The 19,729-nt window shown below is 70.0% G+C and carries 21 protein-coding genes; 9 read left to right on the top strand and 12 right to left on the bottom strand.

What is annotated here, in order from left to right; all coding sequences use genetic code 11:
• The first annotated feature begins 159 nt into the window (after window positions 1-159).
• The 4 genes from ACTWQE_RS25490 to ACTWQE_RS25475 all read left to right on the top strand — a co-directional run bounded on the left by ACTWQE_RS25490 (window position 160) and on the right by ACTWQE_RS25475 (window position 3,855).
• Complete coding sequence (locus tag ACTWQE_RS25490; RefSeq protein WP_443331376.1) at window positions 160-639, top strand: MarR family winged helix-turn-helix transcriptional regulator; 480 nt, start codon at window positions 160-162, stop codon at window positions 637-639.
• Between the two features lie 84 nt (window positions 640-723).
• Window positions 724-1,194 carry a hypothetical protein gene (locus ACTWQE_RS25485; RefSeq protein ID WP_443331375.1) on the top strand — a complete coding sequence of 157 codons (471 nt, stop codon included), beginning with the start codon at window positions 724-726 and terminating at the stop codon, window positions 1,192-1,194.
• A gap of 305 nt (window positions 1,195-1,499) precedes the next feature.
• Window positions 1,500-2,306: an SDR family NAD(P)-dependent oxidoreductase gene (locus ACTWQE_RS25480; protein WP_443331374.1), complete on the top strand. Its 807-nt coding sequence runs from the start codon at window positions 1,500-1,502 to the stop codon at window positions 2,304-2,306.
• Entirely contained in the window at window positions 2,293-3,855 is a 1,563-nt protein-coding gene (locus ACTWQE_RS25475; RefSeq protein WP_443331373.1) for a phytoene desaturase family protein, read from the top strand. Before ACTWQE_RS25480 ends, ACTWQE_RS25475 begins: the two co-directional genes overlap by 14 nt.
• Before the next feature lie 240 nt (window positions 3,856-4,095).
• On the opposite strand, the gene ACTWQE_RS25470 is transcribed toward ACTWQE_RS25475, so the two are convergent.
• Window positions 4,096-4,926: an AfsR/SARP family transcriptional regulator gene (locus ACTWQE_RS25470; protein ID WP_443331372.1), complete on the bottom strand. Its 831-nt coding sequence runs from the start codon at window positions 4,924-4,926 to the stop codon at window positions 4,096-4,098.
• Window positions 4,927-5,560: 634 nt separating this feature from the next.
• Between ACTWQE_RS25470 and ACTWQE_RS25465 the strand changes: the two genes are divergently transcribed.
• Entirely contained in the window at window positions 5,561-6,532 is a 972-nt protein-coding gene (locus tag ACTWQE_RS25465) for an MBL fold metallo-hydrolase (protein ID WP_443331371.1), read from the top strand.
• Between the two features lie 170 nt (window positions 6,533-6,702).
• On the opposite strand, the gene ACTWQE_RS25460 is transcribed toward ACTWQE_RS25465, so the two are convergent.
• Complete coding sequence (locus ACTWQE_RS25460; protein WP_443331370.1) at window positions 6,703-7,116, bottom strand: hypothetical protein; 414 nt, start codon at window positions 7,114-7,116, stop codon at window positions 6,703-6,705.
• A 359-nt stretch (window positions 7,117-7,475) separates the two neighbouring features.
• Here ACTWQE_RS25460 and ACTWQE_RS25455 point away from each other — a divergent pair, with 359 nt between their 5' ends.
• Window positions 7,476-8,096 (top strand): dihydrofolate reductase family protein, encoded by a 621-nt coding sequence (locus tag ACTWQE_RS25455; RefSeq protein WP_443331369.1) that lies wholly within the window; start codon window positions 7,476-7,478, stop codon window positions 8,094-8,096.
• A gap of 36 nt (window positions 8,097-8,132) precedes the next feature.
• Here the strand turns inward: ACTWQE_RS25455 and ACTWQE_RS25450 are convergent, their stop codons facing one another.
• The 3 genes from ACTWQE_RS25450 to ACTWQE_RS25440 form a co-directional block, all read right to left on the bottom strand.
• A complete protein-coding gene (locus tag ACTWQE_RS25450; RefSeq protein ID WP_443331387.1) occupies window positions 8,133-8,387 on the bottom strand; it encodes a type B 50S ribosomal protein L31 in 255 nt (84 codons plus the stop codon).
• Window positions 8,388-8,486: 99 nt separating this feature from the next.
• Window positions 8,487-9,413 (bottom strand): polysaccharide pyruvyl transferase family protein, encoded by a 927-nt coding sequence (locus tag ACTWQE_RS25445; RefSeq protein ID WP_443331368.1) that lies wholly within the window; start codon window positions 9,411-9,413, stop codon window positions 8,487-8,489.
• 38 nt (window positions 9,414-9,451) lie between these two features.
• Window positions 9,452-9,748, bottom strand: a complete 297-nt coding sequence (locus ACTWQE_RS25440) for a DUF3140 domain-containing protein (protein ID WP_443331386.1) — start codon at window positions 9,746-9,748, stop codon at window positions 9,452-9,454.
• Between the two features lie 353 nt (window positions 9,749-10,101).
• Here ACTWQE_RS25440 and ACTWQE_RS25435 point away from each other — a divergent pair, with 353 nt between their 5' ends.
• Window positions 10,102-10,512 (top strand): VOC family protein, encoded by a 411-nt coding sequence (locus ACTWQE_RS25435; protein WP_443331367.1) that lies wholly within the window; start codon window positions 10,102-10,104, stop codon window positions 10,510-10,512.
• A gap of 267 nt (window positions 10,513-10,779) precedes the next feature.
• Entirely contained in the window at window positions 10,780-11,799 is a 1,020-nt protein-coding gene (locus ACTWQE_RS25430) for a sigma-70 family RNA polymerase sigma factor (RefSeq protein ID WP_443331366.1), read from the top strand.
• Here the strand turns inward: ACTWQE_RS25430 and ACTWQE_RS25425 are convergent.
• The 4 genes from ACTWQE_RS25425 to ACTWQE_RS25410 all read right to left on the bottom strand — a co-directional run bounded on the left by ACTWQE_RS25425 (window position 11,710) and on the right by ACTWQE_RS25410 (window position 15,945).
• On the bottom strand, window positions 11,710-12,258 hold the full coding sequence (locus ACTWQE_RS25425) for an STAS domain-containing protein (RefSeq protein WP_443331365.1): 549 nt from the start codon (window positions 12,256-12,258) through the stop codon (window positions 11,710-11,712). The genes ACTWQE_RS25430 and ACTWQE_RS25425 overlap by 90 nt on opposite strands.
• 66 nt (window positions 12,259-12,324) lie before the next feature.
• Window positions 12,325-13,329, bottom strand: coding sequence for a cytochrome d ubiquinol oxidase subunit II (locus ACTWQE_RS25420; RefSeq protein ID WP_443331364.1), 1,005 nt, complete (start codon window positions 13,327-13,329; stop codon window positions 12,325-12,327).
• A gap of 30 nt (window positions 13,330-13,359) precedes the next feature.
• Window positions 13,360-14,757, bottom strand: a complete 1,398-nt coding sequence (locus ACTWQE_RS25415; RefSeq protein ID WP_443331385.1) for a cytochrome ubiquinol oxidase subunit I — start codon at window positions 14,755-14,757, stop codon at window positions 13,360-13,362.
• A gap of 225 nt (window positions 14,758-14,982) precedes the next feature.
• The gene (locus ACTWQE_RS25410) at window positions 14,983-15,945 is read right to left on the bottom strand and encodes an SDR family NAD(P)-dependent oxidoreductase (RefSeq protein ID WP_443331363.1); all 963 of its coding nucleotides are present in this window, start codon (window positions 15,943-15,945) and stop codon (window positions 14,983-14,985) included.
• A gap of 207 nt (window positions 15,946-16,152) precedes the next feature.
• Here ACTWQE_RS25410 and ACTWQE_RS25405 point away from each other — a divergent pair, with 207 nt between their 5' ends.
• The gene (locus ACTWQE_RS25405; protein WP_443331362.1) at window positions 16,153-17,037 is read left to right on the top strand and encodes an SDR family oxidoreductase; all 885 of its coding nucleotides are present in this window, start codon (window positions 16,153-16,155) and stop codon (window positions 17,035-17,037) included.
• A gap of 374 nt (window positions 17,038-17,411) precedes the next feature.
• Here ACTWQE_RS25405 and ACTWQE_RS25400 read toward each other — a convergent pair whose 3' ends face one another.
• The 3 genes from ACTWQE_RS25400 to ACTWQE_RS25390 form a co-directional block, all read right to left on the bottom strand.
• Window positions 17,412-17,888, bottom strand: a complete 477-nt coding sequence (locus ACTWQE_RS25400; protein WP_443331361.1) for an Asp23/Gls24 family envelope stress response protein — start codon at window positions 17,886-17,888, stop codon at window positions 17,412-17,414.
• A gap of 243 nt (window positions 17,889-18,131) precedes the next feature.
• On the bottom strand, window positions 18,132-18,995 hold the full coding sequence (locus tag ACTWQE_RS25395) for an MBL fold metallo-hydrolase (RefSeq protein ID WP_443331360.1): 864 nt from the start codon (window positions 18,993-18,995) through the stop codon (window positions 18,132-18,134).
• Between the two features lie 257 nt (window positions 18,996-19,252).
• Window positions 19,253-19,729: Rieske (2Fe-2S) protein (locus tag ACTWQE_RS25390; RefSeq protein ID WP_443331359.1), on the bottom strand; the 477-nt coding region annotated here is incomplete at its 5' end.

The raw sequence follows: 19,729 nt of genomic DNA, 5'->3' as shown, positions 1-19,729 counted from the left end.
GCTGCGACCCTCCGCCCTGTCGTCGGGGCCCCGCGTGGCGCCGACGACGGGGCGGCCGGGATCCGGCCGCCCGTCTTCGCCACGGCGGTCTTCCCGCCTTGACCTGTATAGCAAGCTATGCAAAAATATATAGCAAGCTATACAAGCGCGGAGGTGGCCGTGACCAGCGAGCCCGCGGCGGAACCCGTCGGCACGCCGAAGCATCTCGTGCGGGAGGAATCACTGGGATACCAGGTCAACCACCTCGCGCGACTGCTGGAACGGGCCCTTCGCGTACGGATCGAGGAGTACGGGGTGGTCCCCGGGCAGTTCGCGCCCTTGCTCGCCCTCTACGAACAGGACGGCCTGACGCAGCGGGAACTCTGCGACCGCGTGCAGATCGAGCAACCGACCATGGCGAACACCCTGCGCCGGATGGAGCGCGACGGACTCGTCCGCCGTGTCCCCGATCCGCGCGACGGACGTCAGGCGCGGGTGATGCTGACCGAGCGCGCCCGTGAGATCCAGAACTCCCTGATCGATGTCGCCCACGACGTGAACCACCGGGCGATCCAGGGTCTCGACGCCTCGGAGCTCGCCGTCCTCATGCGTGCCATCACGCTCGTCATCAAGAATGTGGAGTCGGTCGAACGTCCTTGACTCCCACCGCCTCGGGGGCCTCGTCGATATCTCCATGAGCGACCGACCCCGTCTCCGCAAGGACGGGAATGAGGAGAGAGAATCGTGAAAACCCGAATCCACGCCATTGCCGGATTTCTCGCCCTGACGCTGATCTCGCTCTTCTTCACCGCATCGGTGACGGTCGAGATCATTGGCGGGGAACGGGCCGTGGCGTTCGTCAAGACGGGCATTGTCATCGCGCTGTTCGTCCTGGTGCCCAGCATGATGGTCGCCGGCGGCACCGGGCGCTCCCTGGTCCGGGGCCGTACCGCCCCGCTGATCCGCCGTAAGCAACGACGTATGGCGGCGGCCGCGGCGATCGGGATCGCGGTCCTCGTGCCCTGCGCCGTCGTCCTGCAGTCCCTGGCTGCCGACGGCGACTTCGGTACGACCTTCACCATCGTCCAGATCGTCGAACTGATCGGCGGCGCGGTGAACATCACGCTTCTGGGGCTCAACGTGCGCGATGGGAGGCTCCTTTCCGGCGCGTCCCGGCGTCGCAACCAACAGACCTCCGCGACAGCCCAGTTGTGATGAGCATCGGCCGGCTCCGCCGGCCGCGCTCCCGCCTCGGGCGGATGTGCCCGAGGCCCTCGGGCAGTCACGGCTGAGGGGCCGGTCCGCGTACTCGGCCCTGTCGGAACCCACCCCCCTACCGGCCTCCTCCATCACACCGTCACCGGAGAGAGGCCGCCTCAGTGAAGGAGATGAGAATCCCATGCAGCATCAGATATCCGTCATATCCGCCACCGCCGTGACCAACGTCGCGTACGCCGCTCATGGCGCCGCCGCCCTGGCCGCACGCCCGCGGATCCCACTGCCACGGAGGGCCGGCTGAGATGGCCATCAAGGGAAGAACCGCCCTCGTCACGGGGGCGAGCGAGGGAATCGGATTCTCCATCGCCGAAGCACTGGTGGCCGCGGGCGCGCAGGTCGTGCTGACGACTCGGCGGGAGGGCCCGCTGGCCGCTGCCGCTCAGCGGCTCGGCCCGTCGGCGTCGTATGTCGCCGGTGACATGGCGGACACGGGGACCGCGGAACGCGCCGTCGAGCACACGGTCGGTGTGCACGGCGGTGTGGACCTGGTCGTCTGCAACGCCGGAATCCTCATCCCGGGCCTGCTCGCGCAGCAACCGATGAGCGAGGTCGACCGGGTCATCATGGTCAATCTCCGGGGGACCATCGCGTTGATGAACGCGGCGGTCCCGGCGCTGGCCGCGCGCGACGAGGCCTCCGTCGTCGTCATCTCCTCATCCATCGGCCGTCAGCCCGCCGCCGGGATGGGGATCTACGGGGCCACCAAGGCGGCCCTCCACTACCTCGTCCCGACCTGGGCGATCGAACTGGCGCCGCAGGGCACCCGGGTCAACGCCGTGTGCGCGGGCATCACCGACACACCCGGACTGCGTGCGGGAGCCGACGCCATACCGGGTCTGGAGGACGCCGTGATCGCGACGAACCTCATCAAGCGGATCGCCACCGCGGACGAGATCGCCCGGCCTGTTCTGACCCTGCTCGACAGTGACGTCAGCGGCTATGTGACCGGATCGGTCTGGGACATCGACGGCGGCTATCAGCGCGACCGCGGCGGCTCCGCCCCCGCTCGCCACACCGAACGCAACGGGGAAGCCCATGACGCAGTATGACGTCGTGACCGTCGGCGGCGGCTACAACGGCCTCACCGCGGCCGCGTACCTCGCCAAGGCGGGACTGGACGTGCTGGTCCTGGAGGCGAAGGACTACGTCGGTGGTGGTGTGATCACTCGTGAGGCGACCCTGCCGGGGTTCCACCACGACCTTCATGCGATCGCCCATATCTTCATCCAGGGCAATCCGCTGATCCGCGACGACGAGCTGGGCCTGCTCTCGAAGCACGGCCTCGAGTACGTCTTCCCGGACCCGAGCATCGCGGTCACCTTCCCGGACGGGGACTACATCGCCTTCTACCGGGACGTGAACAAAACGGCGGAGACCATCGCCAGGATTTCGCCGCGGGACGCGGAGAACTATCTGCGTTTCCATGAGTTCGCGGACCGTCTCCTGGACATGCTGATGGACGGCCTGTTCTCGCCCCCTCCCCCACTCGGCGCCTTCTTCGCTCAGCTCGACCAGAGCGAGGTCGGCCAGGAGATGCTCCGGATGCTGCTGATGAGCTATCTGGACGTCATCAACGAATGGTTCGAGTCTTCGAAGGTCCGGGCGGCGCTCGCCCGGTGGGTGTCGGAAATCCTGGCCGCCCCGGAGGAGGGCGGCACCGGGGCGTTCCTGCTGATGATGGTGCCGACCATCCACCGCTACGGCCTCGGCTACGCCGTCGGCGGTTCCGGCTCACTCACGACCGCGCTGGTCGGCGCGGTGCAGGAGTGGGGCGGAACCATCCGGACCAACGCACCGGTCGAGCAGTTCCTCTTCACCGGCGACCGCGTCACCGGTGTCGTCCTTGCGTCGGGGGAACGGATCGAGGCGCGGCGCGCCGTGGTGGCCGATCTGAACATCAAGCAGCTTCCCGCCATGGTCGACCACCGTTTCGGGGCCGAGTGGGAACGCAAGGTGAACCGGATCAAGCCCGTCGGCTTCACCCTGCTGACCGGGCACATCGCGCTGAGCGAAGCGCCGGTCTTCAAGGCGGGCCCCGAGGTGGGCAGCGCGGGCTTCCAGGAGATCGCGGTGCCGTTGCCCGAGCTGACGCAGACCTTCGACGGTCTGAAGTACGGCGTCCCGATCAGCAACATTCCGAGCATCGCGGTGGCGAGCGCCTGGGACCCGACGCGCGCACCCTCCGGTCGGCACACTCTCTACCTGCTGAGCTACGCACCTCTGCGGCTGGCGGAGGGGAACTGGGACGAACGCAAGGAAGAGCTCTTCGACCGGGTCTTCGACACGTTCTGCGGGCTGACCACGAACATGGGCCCCGACAAGGTCCTCGGCAGAGTGATCGAGAGCCCGGCGGACGGGGAACGGTTCAACGCCTCATGGCCCCAGGGCGACCCGGGGCACTTCGGGTCGCAGCTGTTCCAGTTCATGGGGTACCGGCCCATGCCCAACATGGGATACCGGCTGCCGGCGGAGGGCTTCTATCTGGTGGGGCCGTCCACGCACCCGGGCTCCGGAGTCACCGGAGGAGCGCGCGCCGCCGTTCAGACGATTCTCGATGATCTCGGTTTCGACTTCGCCGAGGTCCTCGCCAGGGCATAGGCCGCGCTTGGTCCACGGACGCCGCCTGTCCGGTTCGTCGGGGCGTTCTCCGATCGGGGCCGCGCCCACTTCAGGCGGTGCGGAGGCCTTCGCAGCAAATCACAGCCCCAGGGGACGCGGCAGCCGTACCCCCTGGAGGCCGTCCGTACCGGGGCGAGGCACCGCACGAAAGGGCGGCCCGGGACTGGAATCACCCAGTCCCGGGCCGCCCCTGTCGTCTCTGGTTCCTGAGCCACCTGGCTAGGCCACGTGGCCGGAGGATCCCAGCTCCAGCAGAAACAGTCTAGACCGGTTCTTCGACTCCAGCGAAGGATCTGCGGTGAGTATGGCTTGCTGCAGATTACGCACCCGCGGGGAGGGATCAATTCCCAATTCTTCCCGCAGATTATTCCGCAACATTCGGAACGCATTAAGGGCTTGCGCCGGACGCCCCGCGCGATAGAGTGAGATAATAAAGAGTGAATAGAGATTCTCATGCAGCGGATATTGCACGACCAGCCCCGACAGTTCGGCGATCAATTCATGGTGATGGCCGAGCCGAAGGTCCGACTCCACTCTCTGTTCGATCACGCTCAGGCGGTTTTCCTCAAGGCTGGTACGGTGCGCCAGCAGCTGCGGTCCGACCCGGACGTCGGCCAAAACGGGACCGCGCCAGACCCGCAGGGCCCGGCGCAGCAACAGGGAGGCCTTGTCGTTCTCGCCGTTCACCAGCGCGCGCCGGCCCAGTTCCGCTTCCCGCGCGAACACCGTCGCGTCCAGGCTTCCCGGGTCCGCCACCAGACGGTATCCCCACCCCGTGAAGGGCAGCACATCCTGGGCCACTTCTGCCGTGCTGACCTGCAAAGCCCTGGCCAGTGAGCGCCGAAGGAGCACGATATAGGTCTGTACGGTGGTCACGGCACTGGCCGGCGGATCACTCTCCCACAACTCGTCCACCAGAAGATCGACGGGGACCACCTGGCCCACGCGCGCGGCCAGCAGTGCGAGCAACTGCCGCGGCTTCGGTGCTGTCGGCACCGCTTCTCCGCCGGTGGACCGCACAGCCAATGGCCCTAGGATTCCGATGTCCATCAACGCATTCTCCCCCCGAGATACGCTTGCGCCACGCCCACCTGCGGAAATCGAAGAAGTTGAGGGGACGCGTACATACCGCCGTACAGAATCAACAGCTGCCCCGATCGGTCGCGGATAATGAGCTGTTCGACGTGCAGAGACCGAAGACGTTTGCGCGGGCCACCATCGAAGCGTTTTTGCAGACCGTTTCGTCTGGATCCTATCGGCAGCACCACAAGTCATGTCAAGCCCCATCGGGCATTTTACGCAGAACGGCGATTTAAGCCGATGTTAGGCCGGAGTAAAATTTGGAACGATGTATTCCATCAGTGCCCGCGGCGATGAAGGATAACCCCGATAGTGGTGTATCTTAAAATCCAAACCCGTTTTCGATATTCATTCGTCATTCCTGGACCCGACGCGGGCAGCTTCGAGACGGAGTGTTGCGTTCACGTCCTTGAGCGCTTCTGTAGTGGCCGCTGACATGCTGCCGGGAGCCATCGGAGGCCATGCAGGAGGAGACAGATCGTGATCATCGTTGCTCATGCACACGGGGAGCTCCGTCAGGGTTCCCGGTCCCTGGGCCGGCCTGGCACCGCCCGTCGACACCGGCAACGGCGCGTCGTGGGTCACGCGGGCCGGGAGGCGTGACATGTCGCCCACGGACACGGACATGGGCACGGGCACAGGCACGGACGAAGGCACGCGGAGCCCCGCGCCGCCACCGCTGCACGAGGTCAGGGAGGTCGAGGAAGGCGTCTACGCCTACCTCCAGCCGAACGGTGGATGGTGCCTGAACAACGCCGGCATCCTGCTCGCCAAGGACGGCGTCGTGGTGGTGGACACCGCCGCCACCGAGGCGCGTGCTCGCATGCTCCGGCAGACGGTCCAGGCCCTCAGCGCCCGACCGGTCACCGTTGTGGTCAACACGCACAGCCATGGCGACCACACCTTCGGCAACTACCTCTTCGCGGACAGCGCCACCGTCGTGGCCCATGAGCAGGCGGCAGCCGAGATGGCCGAGCACGGCATGGCACTGCAGGGTCTGTGGCCCGGCGTCGACTGGGGCCGTATAGAACTGAGTCTGCCCCGGGTCACCTTCAGCGACCGTATGACGCTGTCCACCGACGGACTACGGGTCCAGCTGCTGCACATCGGGCCGGGGCACACCGCGGGGGATGTCGTGGTGTGGCTGCCCGACCACCGTGTCCTCTTCACCGGCGACCTGGTCTTCTCCGGTTCGACGCCCTTCGTCCTCATGGGATCGCTGACCGGATCGCTCCAGGTACTGGACCGGCTGCGCGCGCTGGAGCCGTTGCACGTCGTACCGGGACACGGCCCGGCGGGAGGACCCGACCTGCTGGACATGAACGCGGACTACCTGCGCTGGGTGCGCGGCCTCGCCCGCTCGGGGCTCGCCGACGGACTCACCCCGCTGGAGCTCGCACGATCGGCCGACCTGGGGCCGTATGCCCAACTGCTGGACTCCGAGCGGCTGGTGTGCAACCTCATCCGGGCCTACGCGGAGGAGTCGGGCCTCCCGCCCGCCGCGCCGCTGGACGTGCAGTCGGCCTTCGAGGAGATGATCACTCTCTGCGGCGGGCTCCCCCACTGCGAGGCATGACGCAGGGCGAGGTATGACGGGTCCACCGCCGGCTGGGGCACCCGGGGCCTGGGGAGTCCCCCGGCGGGGCTTGCCCTGGTGTCCGGCGTCAACCGACGCTGCCACGGCCTCGGGCTTCGACCGGGGCTGCCGGGGTCTCGGGCCTACGGCGGGACTGCCTGAACCTCGGCTCACGGGCGGTGCGTGCCGTTGGAGCGTTCCACCGTCGCCCGGGTGTCGGCCTGCGGTGCCGCGGAGGCGGCAGAGGCCGTCGGGGACGAGGCATGGCCATTGCCGTTGATCTTCTCGATCGCCTGTCGGGCCTGCTCGATGGGTGAGTGGCCCGTGGTCGTGGTGGCCGGTGGGGAGGGGGGAACCGGCGGCTGGCCCCGCTCCTGCGCGGGCCTCGCATGGGCCGCGGAGCGGGTGCGCAGCCGATGGCTCGCGGCCTCGTCGAGACTGACCGGACGCTGCAGGTGGGCGGCCAGCCGGCCGGCCTCCTGGCCCAGTGCGGCCACATCCTCCCAGCGCAGCTGGAGCACCAGGCGTAGTTCGGCCTCCCCGTCCGGAAGGGCTTGGAGGGGAAGGCTGCTCGGGTCGTTCATGGGCTGTTCCTCCATGTGTCGGGGCAGGATGCCGCCCGCCCGGGGCGCGGACGCACAAGGAGTGGTACGGGTATGCGGCCCGCCCGGTTCACCGGCCCCGGTATCCGGCGCGAACGGCGCCCATCCGCTCCGTGGGCCGCGGCGCATGGGTGAGCCTCGTACGCCGGCGCGGTGTCCGCGCCCGGGGAATGGTCCGGCGACCGGCATGGCGTGGCGACGAACTACGGGGATGCGGTGAGAGTGGAGCCTCGGACGGCCCCTCGCCGCGGCGGTGCCCACGCCCGGAGCGATGAGTTCCTGCGCGCGGCGGAGTCTGCACAGAGGTACGTACCCCGGCGATCCACGGAATGGAGCAAGCGATGAGCACACTGGTGGTGACGACGTTTCTGACGCTGGACGGGGTCATGCAGGCTCCGGGCGGCCCCGATGAGGACCGGAGCGGAGGGTTCGAGCACGGCGGTTGGCTGGTCCCGTATGCCGATGACGACATGATGCGCATCGTCGTCGACTGGATGAACGCGGCTGACGGTTTCCTCCTGGGACGCAAGACCTATGAGATCTTCGCCGCCTACTGGCCACACGTCAGCGGCGAGGACGACCCGATCGCTGCCAAGCTGAACTCCTCCCCCAAGTACGTCGCCTCGCGGTCCCTGAAGACCGTGGAGTGGAACAACTCCACCCTGCTCGCCGGAGACGCCGCGGAGGAGGTCGGCCGGCTGAAGGAGCGGACGGATGGGGAACTGCAGGTCCACGGCAGTGGCGACCTCGCCCATTCCCTGACACAGCATGGCCTCGTGGACGAGTACCGCCTGTGGTTCTACCCGGTGGTGCTCGGCACCGGGAAGCGTCTCTTCCCGGAAGGGACCGTGCCGACGGCTCTGCGGCTCGTCGACACGAAGACGACCGGCGCCGGCGTCGCGGTCCACACCTACCGGCCCGGCGGCAAGCCGACGTACGGCTCGTTCGACCTCGAGTCGTAGACCGCGGACACGGCCGGGCCGACCGTTGCGCAAGCGTCAGCCTTTCTTGCCTTCGCCGTAGCGGCGCTCGAAACGCTCGACGCGTCCGGCGGTGTCCATGACCCGTGCCGTTCCGGTGTAGAAGGGGTGACTCGCGGAGGAGATCTCGACGTCGACGACGGGGTAGGTGTTGCCGTCCTCCCACTCGACCGTCCTGTCGCTGGTCGCCGTCGAACGGGTGAGGAAAGAGAAGCCCGCCGCCCGGTCCCGGAAGACGACCGGGTGGTACGACGGGTGAATTCCGGCCTTCATCAGCAGTTCCCTCCTCAGCGCGACCGGCGGGACGTACGGCTGAGCCCCGGGGGCTTCCTGCCCCATGTCTCCAGGGTCCCACCGGCCAGGACGAACGGCTCACCTCAGGTGGGTGAGCAGTTCCGTCAGCGTGTCACCGCCGGACGGCGCCGTCGTGGCCCGGGTGCGGCAGAGGTGTGCGTGTTCACGGCCCGCCGCCGAAAGACACCAGGCGAGAGAGCGGTCCAGTACGTCCGGCCCGACCTGGCCGGGCGAGAGCACACACGGCCAGCCGAGGACGTCCGCCTGCGCCGTGACCTTGGCTCCCTCGTCGACGGGGTCGATGGCCAGGGCGGGGACTCCCGCCCGGAGGGCGAGCACCAGGCCGTGCAGCCGCGTCGTGATCAGCGCGTCGAGCCGGGCGAGGACGGAGTGGAGCTGATCGGGAGTCGATGCCAGCCGCCAGTCGTGGCTGTCCAGGCGGGTGTCGAGCGGCAACAGGGCGGCATCGAGACCGCGGAGCCATGGGTCGAGCGCCCGGCCGATCTCCTCGTGCCGGCGGCGGTGCCCGTATTCCCGCTGCTGTCCTGTCAGGACGACGCCGACGAGCGGGAGCGGACGGGGAGCCGCACCCACGCTGAGATCGGGCCGGGACGGGGTGGGCCCGGCGCCGTCCCTGGGGAGCAGCACATCGAAGAGGGCGGCCGCCGGGTCCTCCGGGTCGGGTACGGATACGCCCACGGCGATCCGGCGGCACCGGGCGAAGCGGCGGTGCAGTTCGAGGAGCGGGGCCGGGGCATCCCGGTGCCGGGAGCGGGAGTGGACCGGACCGCAGACGAAGACGACATGTGAGTAGTGCGCGGGGTCCGCGCCGTCCAGCGGGAGGGCGTCCGGCCTGAACACCGGTGACCAGGCCGTCCGGTAGTCGATCGCAGCATCGGTCAGGGCGCGTTCCACGGCTTCCGCGGCGAGCACGTCCCCCGCGGTGACTTCGCCGTGCACGAAGCTGAACCAGCCGGTGAGCAGGACGCGTGTGGCGTCGCTCATCCGTATCACCTTCCCCCGGGGGCGGTCCGGGTCCGGCCCTACGCGGGTTTCAGCGGGTCGTGCCCCAGCAGCATGAGCCGACGGCGCCACGGGCTGTCCTCTCCCCTGTCGCCTCCCTCCCCCTGTCCGGCCGGGCCGTCGCCCTGCTCCTCGACCGTGTCCACCACTCTGAGCATCAGCCGTACGTCGTCGTTGGTGAGATCCATCCGCCGCTTCTGGAGGAGCGCCAGCACCTGATGGCCGTCCTCACGGCCGGATGCCTCGTCCGGCAGCTCCTCGGCCCGCTCCGTCGCCACGTCCGTCGACAGCCACGCCGCCAGCTCGGTGGAGGTCATATTCACCACCCGGTGAAACTCGTCCCAGAGCACATCGAGCTCCAGCTCGGAGATGTCGGCCACGGTGACTCCCAGGGCGTGTGTCGTTGACTGGTGCCGTCTCTCGCCCTCGGGTGCCCCGCGCGCCGGAAGCGGAAACGACCGGAAGGAGCGTCCGGGGCGGGCGCGACGCGGCCCACGGCCCCACCGCCGCTTCTCCACGCGACCCGCCGGCCGGGCACCGATGAGTTCCGGGCGGCCGCCGGGTCTACTTTCCGAAGAGCCACAGCACAAGCCCCCGAGCACCGCCGGAGCTCCGGGAATCCGGGCTCCGGAAACCGGGCGGGCGCGCGACGAGAGAGATGAGACGACTCATGTCCACAAAGATCTTTGTCAACCTCCCCGTGAAGGACCTCGGCCGGTCCGTCGAGTTCTTCACCGGGCTCGGCTACTCCTTCAATCCGCAGTTCACGGACGAGAACGCCGCATGCCTGGTCATCAGTGACGACATCTACGCCATGCTCCTGGTGGAGCCGTTCTTCAAGTCCTTCACCAAGAAGGAGGTCGCCGACGCCACCAAGACCACGGAGGCCATCGTGGCTCTGGGCGTCGAGAGCAGACAGCGGGTCGACGAGCTCGTCGACAAGGCGCTGTCGACGGGCGGGCTTCCGGCGAACGAGCCCATGGACGAGGGCTTCATGTACGTACGGAGCTTCCAGGACCCCGACGGGCACCTCTGGGAGGTTCTGTACATGGACCCGGCCGCCGTCCAGGAGCAGCCCTGAGCCCCACCGCCCGGCCCCGGACGCCCGCCCGGCTCGAGGAGCCGGCCGGGCGTTCCGCTGTTCGGCGCGTGCCACCTCGATGGCGGATCGGCGCCCACCGGGGTTGAATGTCAGAGCAGCGGAGTTGAATGTCAGATCGGGAGCCCGTGTCCGAATGCACCTTCCGCCGTATCCCGGCCTCAAGGCCACGGAGGTGAGCAGGAGACGGGCCGCGGGGGCCGTCGTAGCGCTCCCGTGCTGATCCACAAGGCCGATCAGGGGTGTTCGATGAGTGATCTCGCAGCAACGGACGGAGCGGGACGTACGGCGGTGCGCGGGGCGAAGGGCCCCGAGGATGTGGATCTCCGGCTGGAGCAGCATCGCGCGGAGCTGACCGGCTACTGCTACCGGATGCTGGGCTCGGCGTTCGAGGCCGAGGACGCCGTTCAGGACACCATGGTGCGGGCGTGGCGCAGCTTCGACCGCTTCGAGGGCCGGGCGGCTCTGCGGTCGTGGCTGTACCGGATCGCGACGAATGTGTGTCTGGACATGCTGAACGGAAGACAGCGCCGGGCGCGCCCCATGGACCTCTCCTCGCCGTCGACCTCGGGTTCGCCCCTGGGCGCGGCGAGGCCGGAGGTCACGTGGATCGAGCCGATGCCCGACAGCCGTACCCTGCCGGCCGGGGGTGACCCTGCCGAGCTGGCCGTGGCCCGGGAGTCGGTCCGGCTGGCGTTCGTGGCGGCTCTGCAGCACCTTCCTCCGCGGCAGCGTGCCGTACTGATCCTGCGGGAGGTGCTGGCCTGGAAGGCGAGCGAGGTCGCCGAACTGCTCGACACCACGGTCGCGTCGGTCAACAGCGCGCTCCAGCGGGCGCGGGCGACGCTCGCGGACGGCGAGATCACCGTCAGGGACCCGGAGCAGCCGATGGACGACGCGCAGCGGAAGCTGCTCGCCCGCTATGTCGACGCCTTCGAGCGCTACGACCTCGACTCCCTCACCGCGCTGCTGCGCGAGGACGCCACGCTGTCCATGCCGCCCTACGCCCTGTGGCTCCGCGGCCCGGACGAGATACGGGGGTGGATGCTCGGTACCGGTATCGGCTGCCGGGGCTCGCGTCTGGTCCCGGTGGTCGCGAACGGCTCCGCGGGGTTCGGGCAGTACCGGCGCGGCGCGGACGGCGGTTACGAACCGTGGGCGCTGCAGGTCATCGAGGTGTCAGGGGACCGTATCGTCGGGCTCAATTCCTTCCTCGACACCGCACGGCTCTTCCCGCTCTTCGGTCTCCCCCCGCGGCTCGCGTCGTAGCCCGGTGGGTGCCGGCCCAGGGGCCGCCTGCTCCACGGGCATCGCGGCAGGCGCCGGCCCGGGGAGTGCCTGCTCCGCTTGCGTCGGCGCGGCAGGCGTCGCCGGCTCCGCGAGCGTCGGCAGGACGTCGCCCAGTCCCGCGAAGTCGAGGAGGTCCCGCAGTGCCTCACACGCGTGGCGCAGCCGTACGCGGTGCCCGAGCCGGCGAGCGGTGAGCTCCAGCCTGGCCAAGGCCTCGATGGTGAGCACGTCCGGGTCGGTGAGCGCGCCCACGTCCACGGTCACCGGGCCGGCGTGCGCGTCGTGCAGCAGCGTACGCAGCCGCTCGCACTGCCGGGGAAGGTCGGCACGCCTGAGGGGAGGGGCGAGGACCACAACGATCGTGGCCGCTTCTCCGGCCGCCCGGTGGCGCCCGGGCGCACCCGCGGGGCTCCCCGGCGGCTGGTCGCAACCCGCCAACGTCGGCCTCCCGTCATGTTGTCCTCCCCACCAGACCGGTCGCCGGGCGGAAACTCATCGCCGGCCTCACCCGGCGTCCTCGGACACCGCGCCGCGCTGGAAGATCGAGTAGAGCCACCACAGCGAGGGAACGAGGAAGACCCCTCCCACGGCCAGGCTGACCAGGCAGGCGGCGAGGACCGAGTCCTGCGAGGCCACGTCCCTCACGGTGACGTCGGGCACGAGCATGGCCGGGTACTGCGCCGCTCCCCACCCCCACAGGATCAGCGCGACGGCGAGTGCGGCGAGTACCCGCGCGACGACAGGGCTCCGGCGCAGCAGGGCGAGTGCCGCCACCCCGGCGCAGGCGCTTGCCACGACCAGCGGCAGGGCGCGGTGGGTGAGGCCGTGGAAGAGCCGCGGTGCGTCGGCGTGCAGGATCGCGATCCCGGCGAGGGCGACGGCGCCTGCCGCGAGGCCACTGATCAGGGCGCGGCGCCGGAACCATGGGGCGAGCCCGGGATCGCGGTCCCGTACGGCGTCGGCACAGAGGTAGACAGCGGCGAGGTGACCGCAGGTGAGGACGGCCAGCACGCCCCCGAGCAGGGAGGTCGGGTTGAGCCAGCTGGTGATCACGTCTCCCGCGGCGAGCCCGGGCGGTACCCGCCCGGATGCGACGCCCCCCGCGACCGTGCCCAGGAAGAACGGTGTGACGACCGAGGACACCGCGAAGAACGCGCCGAACAGCCGCTGTTGCCACAGCTCGGTGCTGGCTTTACGGAAGGCGAAGGCCGCGCCGCGGGCGATGATGCCGAGTGCGGCCAGAGTCAGCGGGATGTAGAGCGTGGAGAGGACGGCGGCGAACACGGGCGAGAAGCCCGCCCAGAGCAGGACGATCACAAAGATCAGCCAGACGTGGTTCGCCTCCCACACGGGTCCGATCGTGTGCTCGATGAGCCGGCGCCGCGGCATCCCGCTGCGGCTGCGGCCGGCCAGCAGGTCCCACAGACCCGCGCCGAAGTCGGCTCCGCCGAACAGCGCGTAGCAGGTCAGCCCCAGCCACATCACGGCGAGCGTCGCGTCTGCGAGCATCCTGGTCTCCTGTTTCCTCGGCCGGTGGACTCACGCCACGGGCTGGTCCCGGACGTCGCTTTCCTGCGGTGCGATGGGCACCGGCCGCTCACGGGCGAGCCGACGCAGCACGTACACGGTCGCCACGGTCATCGCGGCGTAGACGACCAGCACGAGCCACAACCCGTTGGCCAGGCCGGGGGCGGGGTTCACCGCCTGCCGCACCGTCATCAGGCCCTGGACCACCCAGGGCTGGCGGCCCATCTCGGTGACCACCCAGCCGGACTCCAGAGCGATGACCGCCGCCGGGCCGGTGAGGACGGCCAGGCGCAGAAAGATCCGCATGCCGCGCATCCGCAGCACATCGCCCGCGCCGGACCGCCGCCGGCGCCACCCTGCCCACAGCAGCCACGCGCCCATGGCGAGCAGGAACATCCCGATGACCACCATGACGTCGAAGGCCAGGTGCACGGTGGTGACGGCGGGCCACTGGACGCGCGGCACCTCCTCCAGGCCCTGGACGACGGTGGAGGGGCTGTACCCGATCAGCAGGGACAGCCCGTTGGGGATCTCGACGCCGTACTGCAGCCCGCCGTCCCCGGCGATGCCGCCGACCGTCAGCGGCACGTGATCGCTCGTGCGGTAGACCCCTTCCATGGCGGCGAGCTTGGCGGGCTGGTACTCGGCCACGAAGCGTGCCGCCCAGTCGCCCACGACGATCTGGGCGGGGGTGGCAATGGCGCCGAGGATGAAGGGGATGAAGAAGCCCGCGCGGTGATAACGGTCGTCGCGGCCGCGCAGCAGCGCCACGGCGTACACACTCGCGGTCAGGAACGAGGCCACCATGAGCGCCGCCAGAATCATGTGCACGGTCTGCGGTGGACTGGCGGGGTTGAACATGGCGGCCCAGGGATCGACGGAGACGACCCGGCCGCCGCGCAGGTCGAAGCCGCGCGGCTGGTTCATCCAGGCGTTGGCGCAGACGACGAAGAAGGCCGAGGCCACCCCGGCGACGACGATCGGGACACCGGTCAGCAGATGGTGGCGGGGCGGTAGGCGGTCCCAGGCGTACAGATAGATCCCCAGGAAAATGGCCTCGATGAAGAAGGCAATGCCCTCAAGGGCGAAGGGAAGGCCGAGGACCTGCCCGTAGGTACCCATCAGGCCGGGCCAGAGCAGTCCCATCTCAAAGCTGAGGATGGTGCCCGACACCGCGCCGACCGCGAAGAGCACGCCCATGGCGCGGGCCCAGCGGCGCGCCAGGAGCCGGAGCGCCGGCTCGCCGGTCCGCCACCCCCGCCACTCGGCGATCAGGGTGAGCAGCGGCAGCCCGACGCCGAGGCAGGCGACCACGATGTGCCACGCGAGCGAGAACCCCATCTGTGCCCGGGCGGCCGACAGGTCCCCCTCGGTGGACGCGTCGGCGAGCCACCCCGTCCGTTCCCACACCCCCTGGGCAAAAAGCCGGGCGGAATCGGACACGCGGTCATGTACGGGCACCAAGGCTCCCCCGGCGGGACGTCAGAAAGGCGATGCGGCGGGCGGGCGCGCGGTCGGACGCGACGATGCGTTCCCGCTCGTTCGGCTGCCAGGCCGTACCCGCCGGTCAGCGACAGAAACGGGAATACGCCCATACGGGAGTACGCCGTCACTCCATGGACGGAGTGGGGAAGGTCAGGCGCTGTACTGGTTGAGCCGCTGCGCGGCCCGTTCGTTCAGGCGGCTGCACAGGTTGACCAGGCGTGCTCGGGCGGCCCGCCCCGAGCGGGCGACCGCCGAGCCCTCCACGGTGCCGCCCGACGCACCGTCACCTGTGGGCAGGATCCGGGCGACCGCGGAGTTCACCCGGGAGGTGAGTACAGGTGCGAGGCCGTGCGCCCGGGCTGCGACCCGTGCCGCCGGGGTGAGGATCAGCCGCGGCCGGCGCCGTTCGATGGCCTCCACGATGCGATCGGCGGCCCGCTCGGCATTCATCGACAGCAGCGGCAGCCCGGCCACGGCGGAGAACCACGCGAACTCCCGGTCGGTGTCACCGGCGAACCGCGCGTGCAGATGGGATCCCGTACGCATGAGGCCGGGGTGGACGGCGGTGACGCTGACACCCTGCTGGGCCTGTTCCTCGTGCAGGCCCTCCGCGAGGGTCGCGACCGCCGCCTTCGCACAGGAGTAGGGCAGAAGGTGCGGGACGGCGAGCAGGCCGCCGATGGACCCGATCAGTGCGAGACGGCCCCCGGCGCGGCTCTCGCGGAGGTGGGGAAGCGCCGCAAGGGAGGTGTTGAGGGCGCCGAAGAACATGGTGTCCATGGCGTCGCGGAACTCCTCGGCGCCGACGGCCCCGACCGGCCCCACCTGGATGATCCCCGCGCTGCCGATGACGATGTCGACACCTCCCGCGCGCGCCGCCGCCTCGGCCATCAGGGTGTCCACCGCCTTCTGATCGCGGACGTCGCAGACCGCCGTGTGGACGGTGACCCCGTGGGTCCTGCGGAGCAGTTCGGCGGCCTCCTCCAGCTCGTGACGGTCACGGGCGGCCACGGTGACATCGCTGCCGCGCCGGCCCAGCTCTCTGGCCAGGAGCAGTCCGAGTCCGCGGGAGCCGCCGGTGACGACCGCGGAAAGCCCTCGTAGATCAGACATGCGCGTTCTCCTCGCGGTGGGTGGCACCGTCCCGACAGCCCGGCTCGTTACGGATCACCGGGTAACCACTGCGGCGGAGAGGAAACCGGATGGCCCCTCTCCGCCGCCTCCTCCAGCCGCCCGGTCCGGCAGCTCGTTTCCGGCCAGGGCGGGCGGGCACTCGTGAGATGCCGTCCATCCGTGGAGCCGCGACCGGAGGTGCAGGCCATGAGCGACCGCGATCAGCAGAATCCCGTCGAGCGGTATCCGCGGCCGGAATTCCCGCAGCAGGACCAGCCGCACCCCGGTGACACCGACCGTATGGAGCCCCGCCCCGACCACGGCGAGGAGACCTATCGCGGCAGCGGGCGCCTTCAGGACCGCTGCACCGTCATCACGGGTGGTGACTCGGGTATCGGCCGGGCGGTGGCCCTGGCCTTCGCACGCGAAGGCGCCGATGTGCTGTTCAGCTACTTGGCCGAGGAGGAGAAGGAGGCCCGGGAGACAGCTCGTATCGTCGAGGAGGCCGGCCGGCGGGCGGTGGCCATGTCCTGCGACATCCGGGACGAGGCCGAGTGCCGACGGCTCATCGACCGGGCGGCAGGGGAGTTCGGCCGGATCGATGTCCTCGTCAACAACGCGGCCTATCAGATGGCGCAGCCCGACAGCATCGAGGGCATCACGACCGAGCAGTTCGATCGCGTGATGCGCACCAACCTGTACGGCATGTTCTGGCTCAGCAAAATGGCCCTCCCGCATATCCCCGAGGGCGGCAGCATCATCAACACCACCTCGGTGCAGGCCTACAAGCCCGGCCCCCACCTGCTCGACTACGCCACCACCAAGGGCGCCATCGTCACCTTCACCCAGGGGCTGGCGCAGTACCTCGCCGAGCGGGGGATCCGCGTCAACGCCGTGGCGCCGGGCCCGGTGTGGACACCGCTCATCCCGGCCACGCTGCCGGACACCTCCCGGTTCGGTGCCAAGGCGCCCCTGGGCCGTCCCGCACAGCCTGCCGAGATGGCTCCGGCGTATGTCTTCCTCGCCTCCCAGGACGCGAGCTTCATCACCGCGGAGATCCTCAACGCGACAGGAGGCACCCCCCTGCCCTGAGCCCCCTGGGGCGTGTTGCGAAAGTAGCGCCGTCCGCCCGAAGGGCGGGGGTGGCGGCGGCTGGTGCGTGCGATCGCATGGCGGTGGGGTACCCCCCGCCGGAGGCTGGGGGAGGTCCTCCTCGTACTTACTGGGGGTCCCCCATGCCGAAGGCCAGGGGAGTACTCGGACGAGCCCGACTTCGGCCGGGGGCACCCGCACCCGGACGGAGTCTGGGGGAGGGACTTTTGAAACACGCCCTGGGCTGGGCTGCGGCGCCTGTTGGCCGGGGCCGGCCCTGATCCGAGGACTCGGCTCGCCCTGATCCGAGCGCCCTGACGCGTACGCATACGCGTCAGGGCGGGGTGGCCCGGCGGCGGACGCGGGGGCGACGGCTACCGCACCCGGGTCTCCTCGGGCTCCTCCTCGTCCGGGAGGTGCACGTCGTCGACGGCGATGTTGACCTCCACGACTTCGAGGCCGGTCATCCGTTCCAGCGCGGAGATCACGTTCTCGCGCACATCGGCGGCGACATCGGTGATGGCCACTCCGTACTCGACGACCACGTCCAGGTCGATGGCGGTCTGACGCTCACCCACCTCCGCCTTGACGCCCTGGGTGACGCTCGGACGAGTGCCTGGAGCCCGCTCGCGTACCGCGCCGAGCGTCCGGGCCATCCCACCGCCCAGGGCATGGATGCCGGGCACCTCGCGCGCCGCCATTCCGGCGATCTTCGTGACGACATTGTCGGCGATGGAGGTTTTGCCGCGTTCGGCGGGCGGCGCTCCGGCCTTCGCCTCGGTGCCCTGCCCCGTTGTGCGAGGTCCGCCGGATTCCCTCTGCTGTGTCGATCCGCTGAGCTGTTCGCCCATAACAGCCACCTCTCTCCGGGGAGGGCGCCTTGGTGCGGCAGCCTCCTCGTCGGCGTATCCGGGCCTCCTCCCACAGTAGGCGCGGGGCGGGCGCTCGGCGCGTCGAGTCAGGGCACTGCTGCGTACGGGCCCCCGGCAGGCCGGGATACGGTCAAATGGAGGGCGGTGGGCCCGGCGCGAGTCGCGGGCCGGGGCCAGGCGCGGTCCCATGCCACCGCCGCGCCGCTGCTCGTGCCGTCCGGCTCAGGGGGCTTTCCCGGACGCGGGTGCCGCGGTGACGGGGCCGTCGGCATTGACGGTGACCCGCTCGCCGTGCCGGCAGTGCAGCACCGCGTCGGCGAAGCCCCGCCTCCGGGCCTCCTCGTGGAAGTCCCGGAGGGACGACTTCATGACGCTGTAGTCGTTGTAGTGCACCGGCAGGATCCGGCGGGGGGCGACCGTCTGCACCAGGTCGGCGCCCTGGACGGCGTCCATGGTCACCAGGAGGCCGCCCGGGAGCCGCGTGCCGCCGAGGTGGACCACGGCCACATGGACGTCCGGACAACGCCGGGCGATCTCCCGGATGCCGGGGAACATCAGCGTGTCGCCGGTGAGGTACAGGCGCAGCCGTACCGGGCCGCCGGGCTCGCCGAACTCCAGCAAGCTGCCCATGACCGGAGGCAGCAGAGCCTGAAAGGCGCCCGGGGCGTGGCGCCCGGGAAGCGCGGTGATGCGCACCTGCGTCCGTTCGCGAACGAGGACATGGTTTTCCCAGGTCGGCAGCCCTGTCGCACGGCTGAAACCGTGCAGGGCCTGGAGGCGCCGGGAGGCATGCGGGGTGGTGATGACCGGCAGCGAACGGGGCAGATGGCGCCGCGCGACGCGATCCCAATGATCACCGTGGAGATGCGAGAGGACGACGGCGTCCAGGTCCGCGGGCAGTTCCCCGACCGTCATGGCCGGTTCCGTCAGACGGCGGGAGAGGAGCCCCTTGCCGAGGTACGCGTACTGGCCCCGGTGCAGGAAGTTGGGATCGGTCAGCAGAGTGAGCCTGCCATAGCGGATGAGCAGGGTGGCGTTTCCGATGAAGAGGATCTCCGCGGCGCCCGCCGGGGGTGTGGTGCGCATCGTGCTGTCTCCTTGTCCAGCTCCGGTGGGCCGCTGGCCCGGCCCCGGTGCGCCGCTGGTCCGGCAGGTGCGCCACATCCGCATCCGAGGGCCTCAGCGGACGGCGCAGGTGCTGTGCCGGTGCTCGGTCTCAGGTCTCATGGCGTGCGGGGCCTCCCGGCGGCGGTCCGCCGTGCGAGCGCGCATCTCTCCGGTGGCGCTCCCGGCCGGGGACGGTCATGCCCGCTGCCGGGCCTGGCCCACGGCCCGTACGGGTCTCAGTCCTCGCGGGCGCGGACCTCGATCTGTCCGTCGTGGAGGCGGGTTTCGTAAGCGGGCTGGGGCGTGGAGGCCGGACCGCGGATGATCCCGCCGTCCGCCAGGCGGAAGGTGCTGCCGTGCCAGGGGCAGGTGACGCAGCCGTCCGCGACCTCGCCCTGGTCGAGCGGGCCTCCCATGTGGCTGCAGGTGCTGGAGAGAGCCAGCACCTGCCCGTCGAGGCGGTGGAGGAGGACCGGCGCGGCCCCGGCGTGCACCTTGCGGTGCTCCCCCTCGGCCAGGTCCGAGTCGGGCAGCACGGGGGTCCACTCCCCCGGCCTGTCCTCGAATGCCGTGCGGTTGACGTTGACCACGTTGACGAAGGCCAGATGGCCGCCGAGATAAGCACCGGTGATCATGACTCCGTACCCGGCGATCGCCAGCATCCTGCCCGGTTGCCGGTGTCCCCTCCGGTGGACGACGAACGAGGCGATGTA

It is taken from the genome of Streptomyces sp. 8N706, assembly GCF_052245415.1.
In the GTDB taxonomy this organism is placed as follows: Bacteria; Actinomycetota; Actinomycetes; order Streptomycetales; family Streptomycetaceae; genus Streptomyces.
The sequence above is the reverse complement of the archived record's forward strand: the minus strand, read 5'-3'. Positions and strand labels throughout refer to the sequence as shown.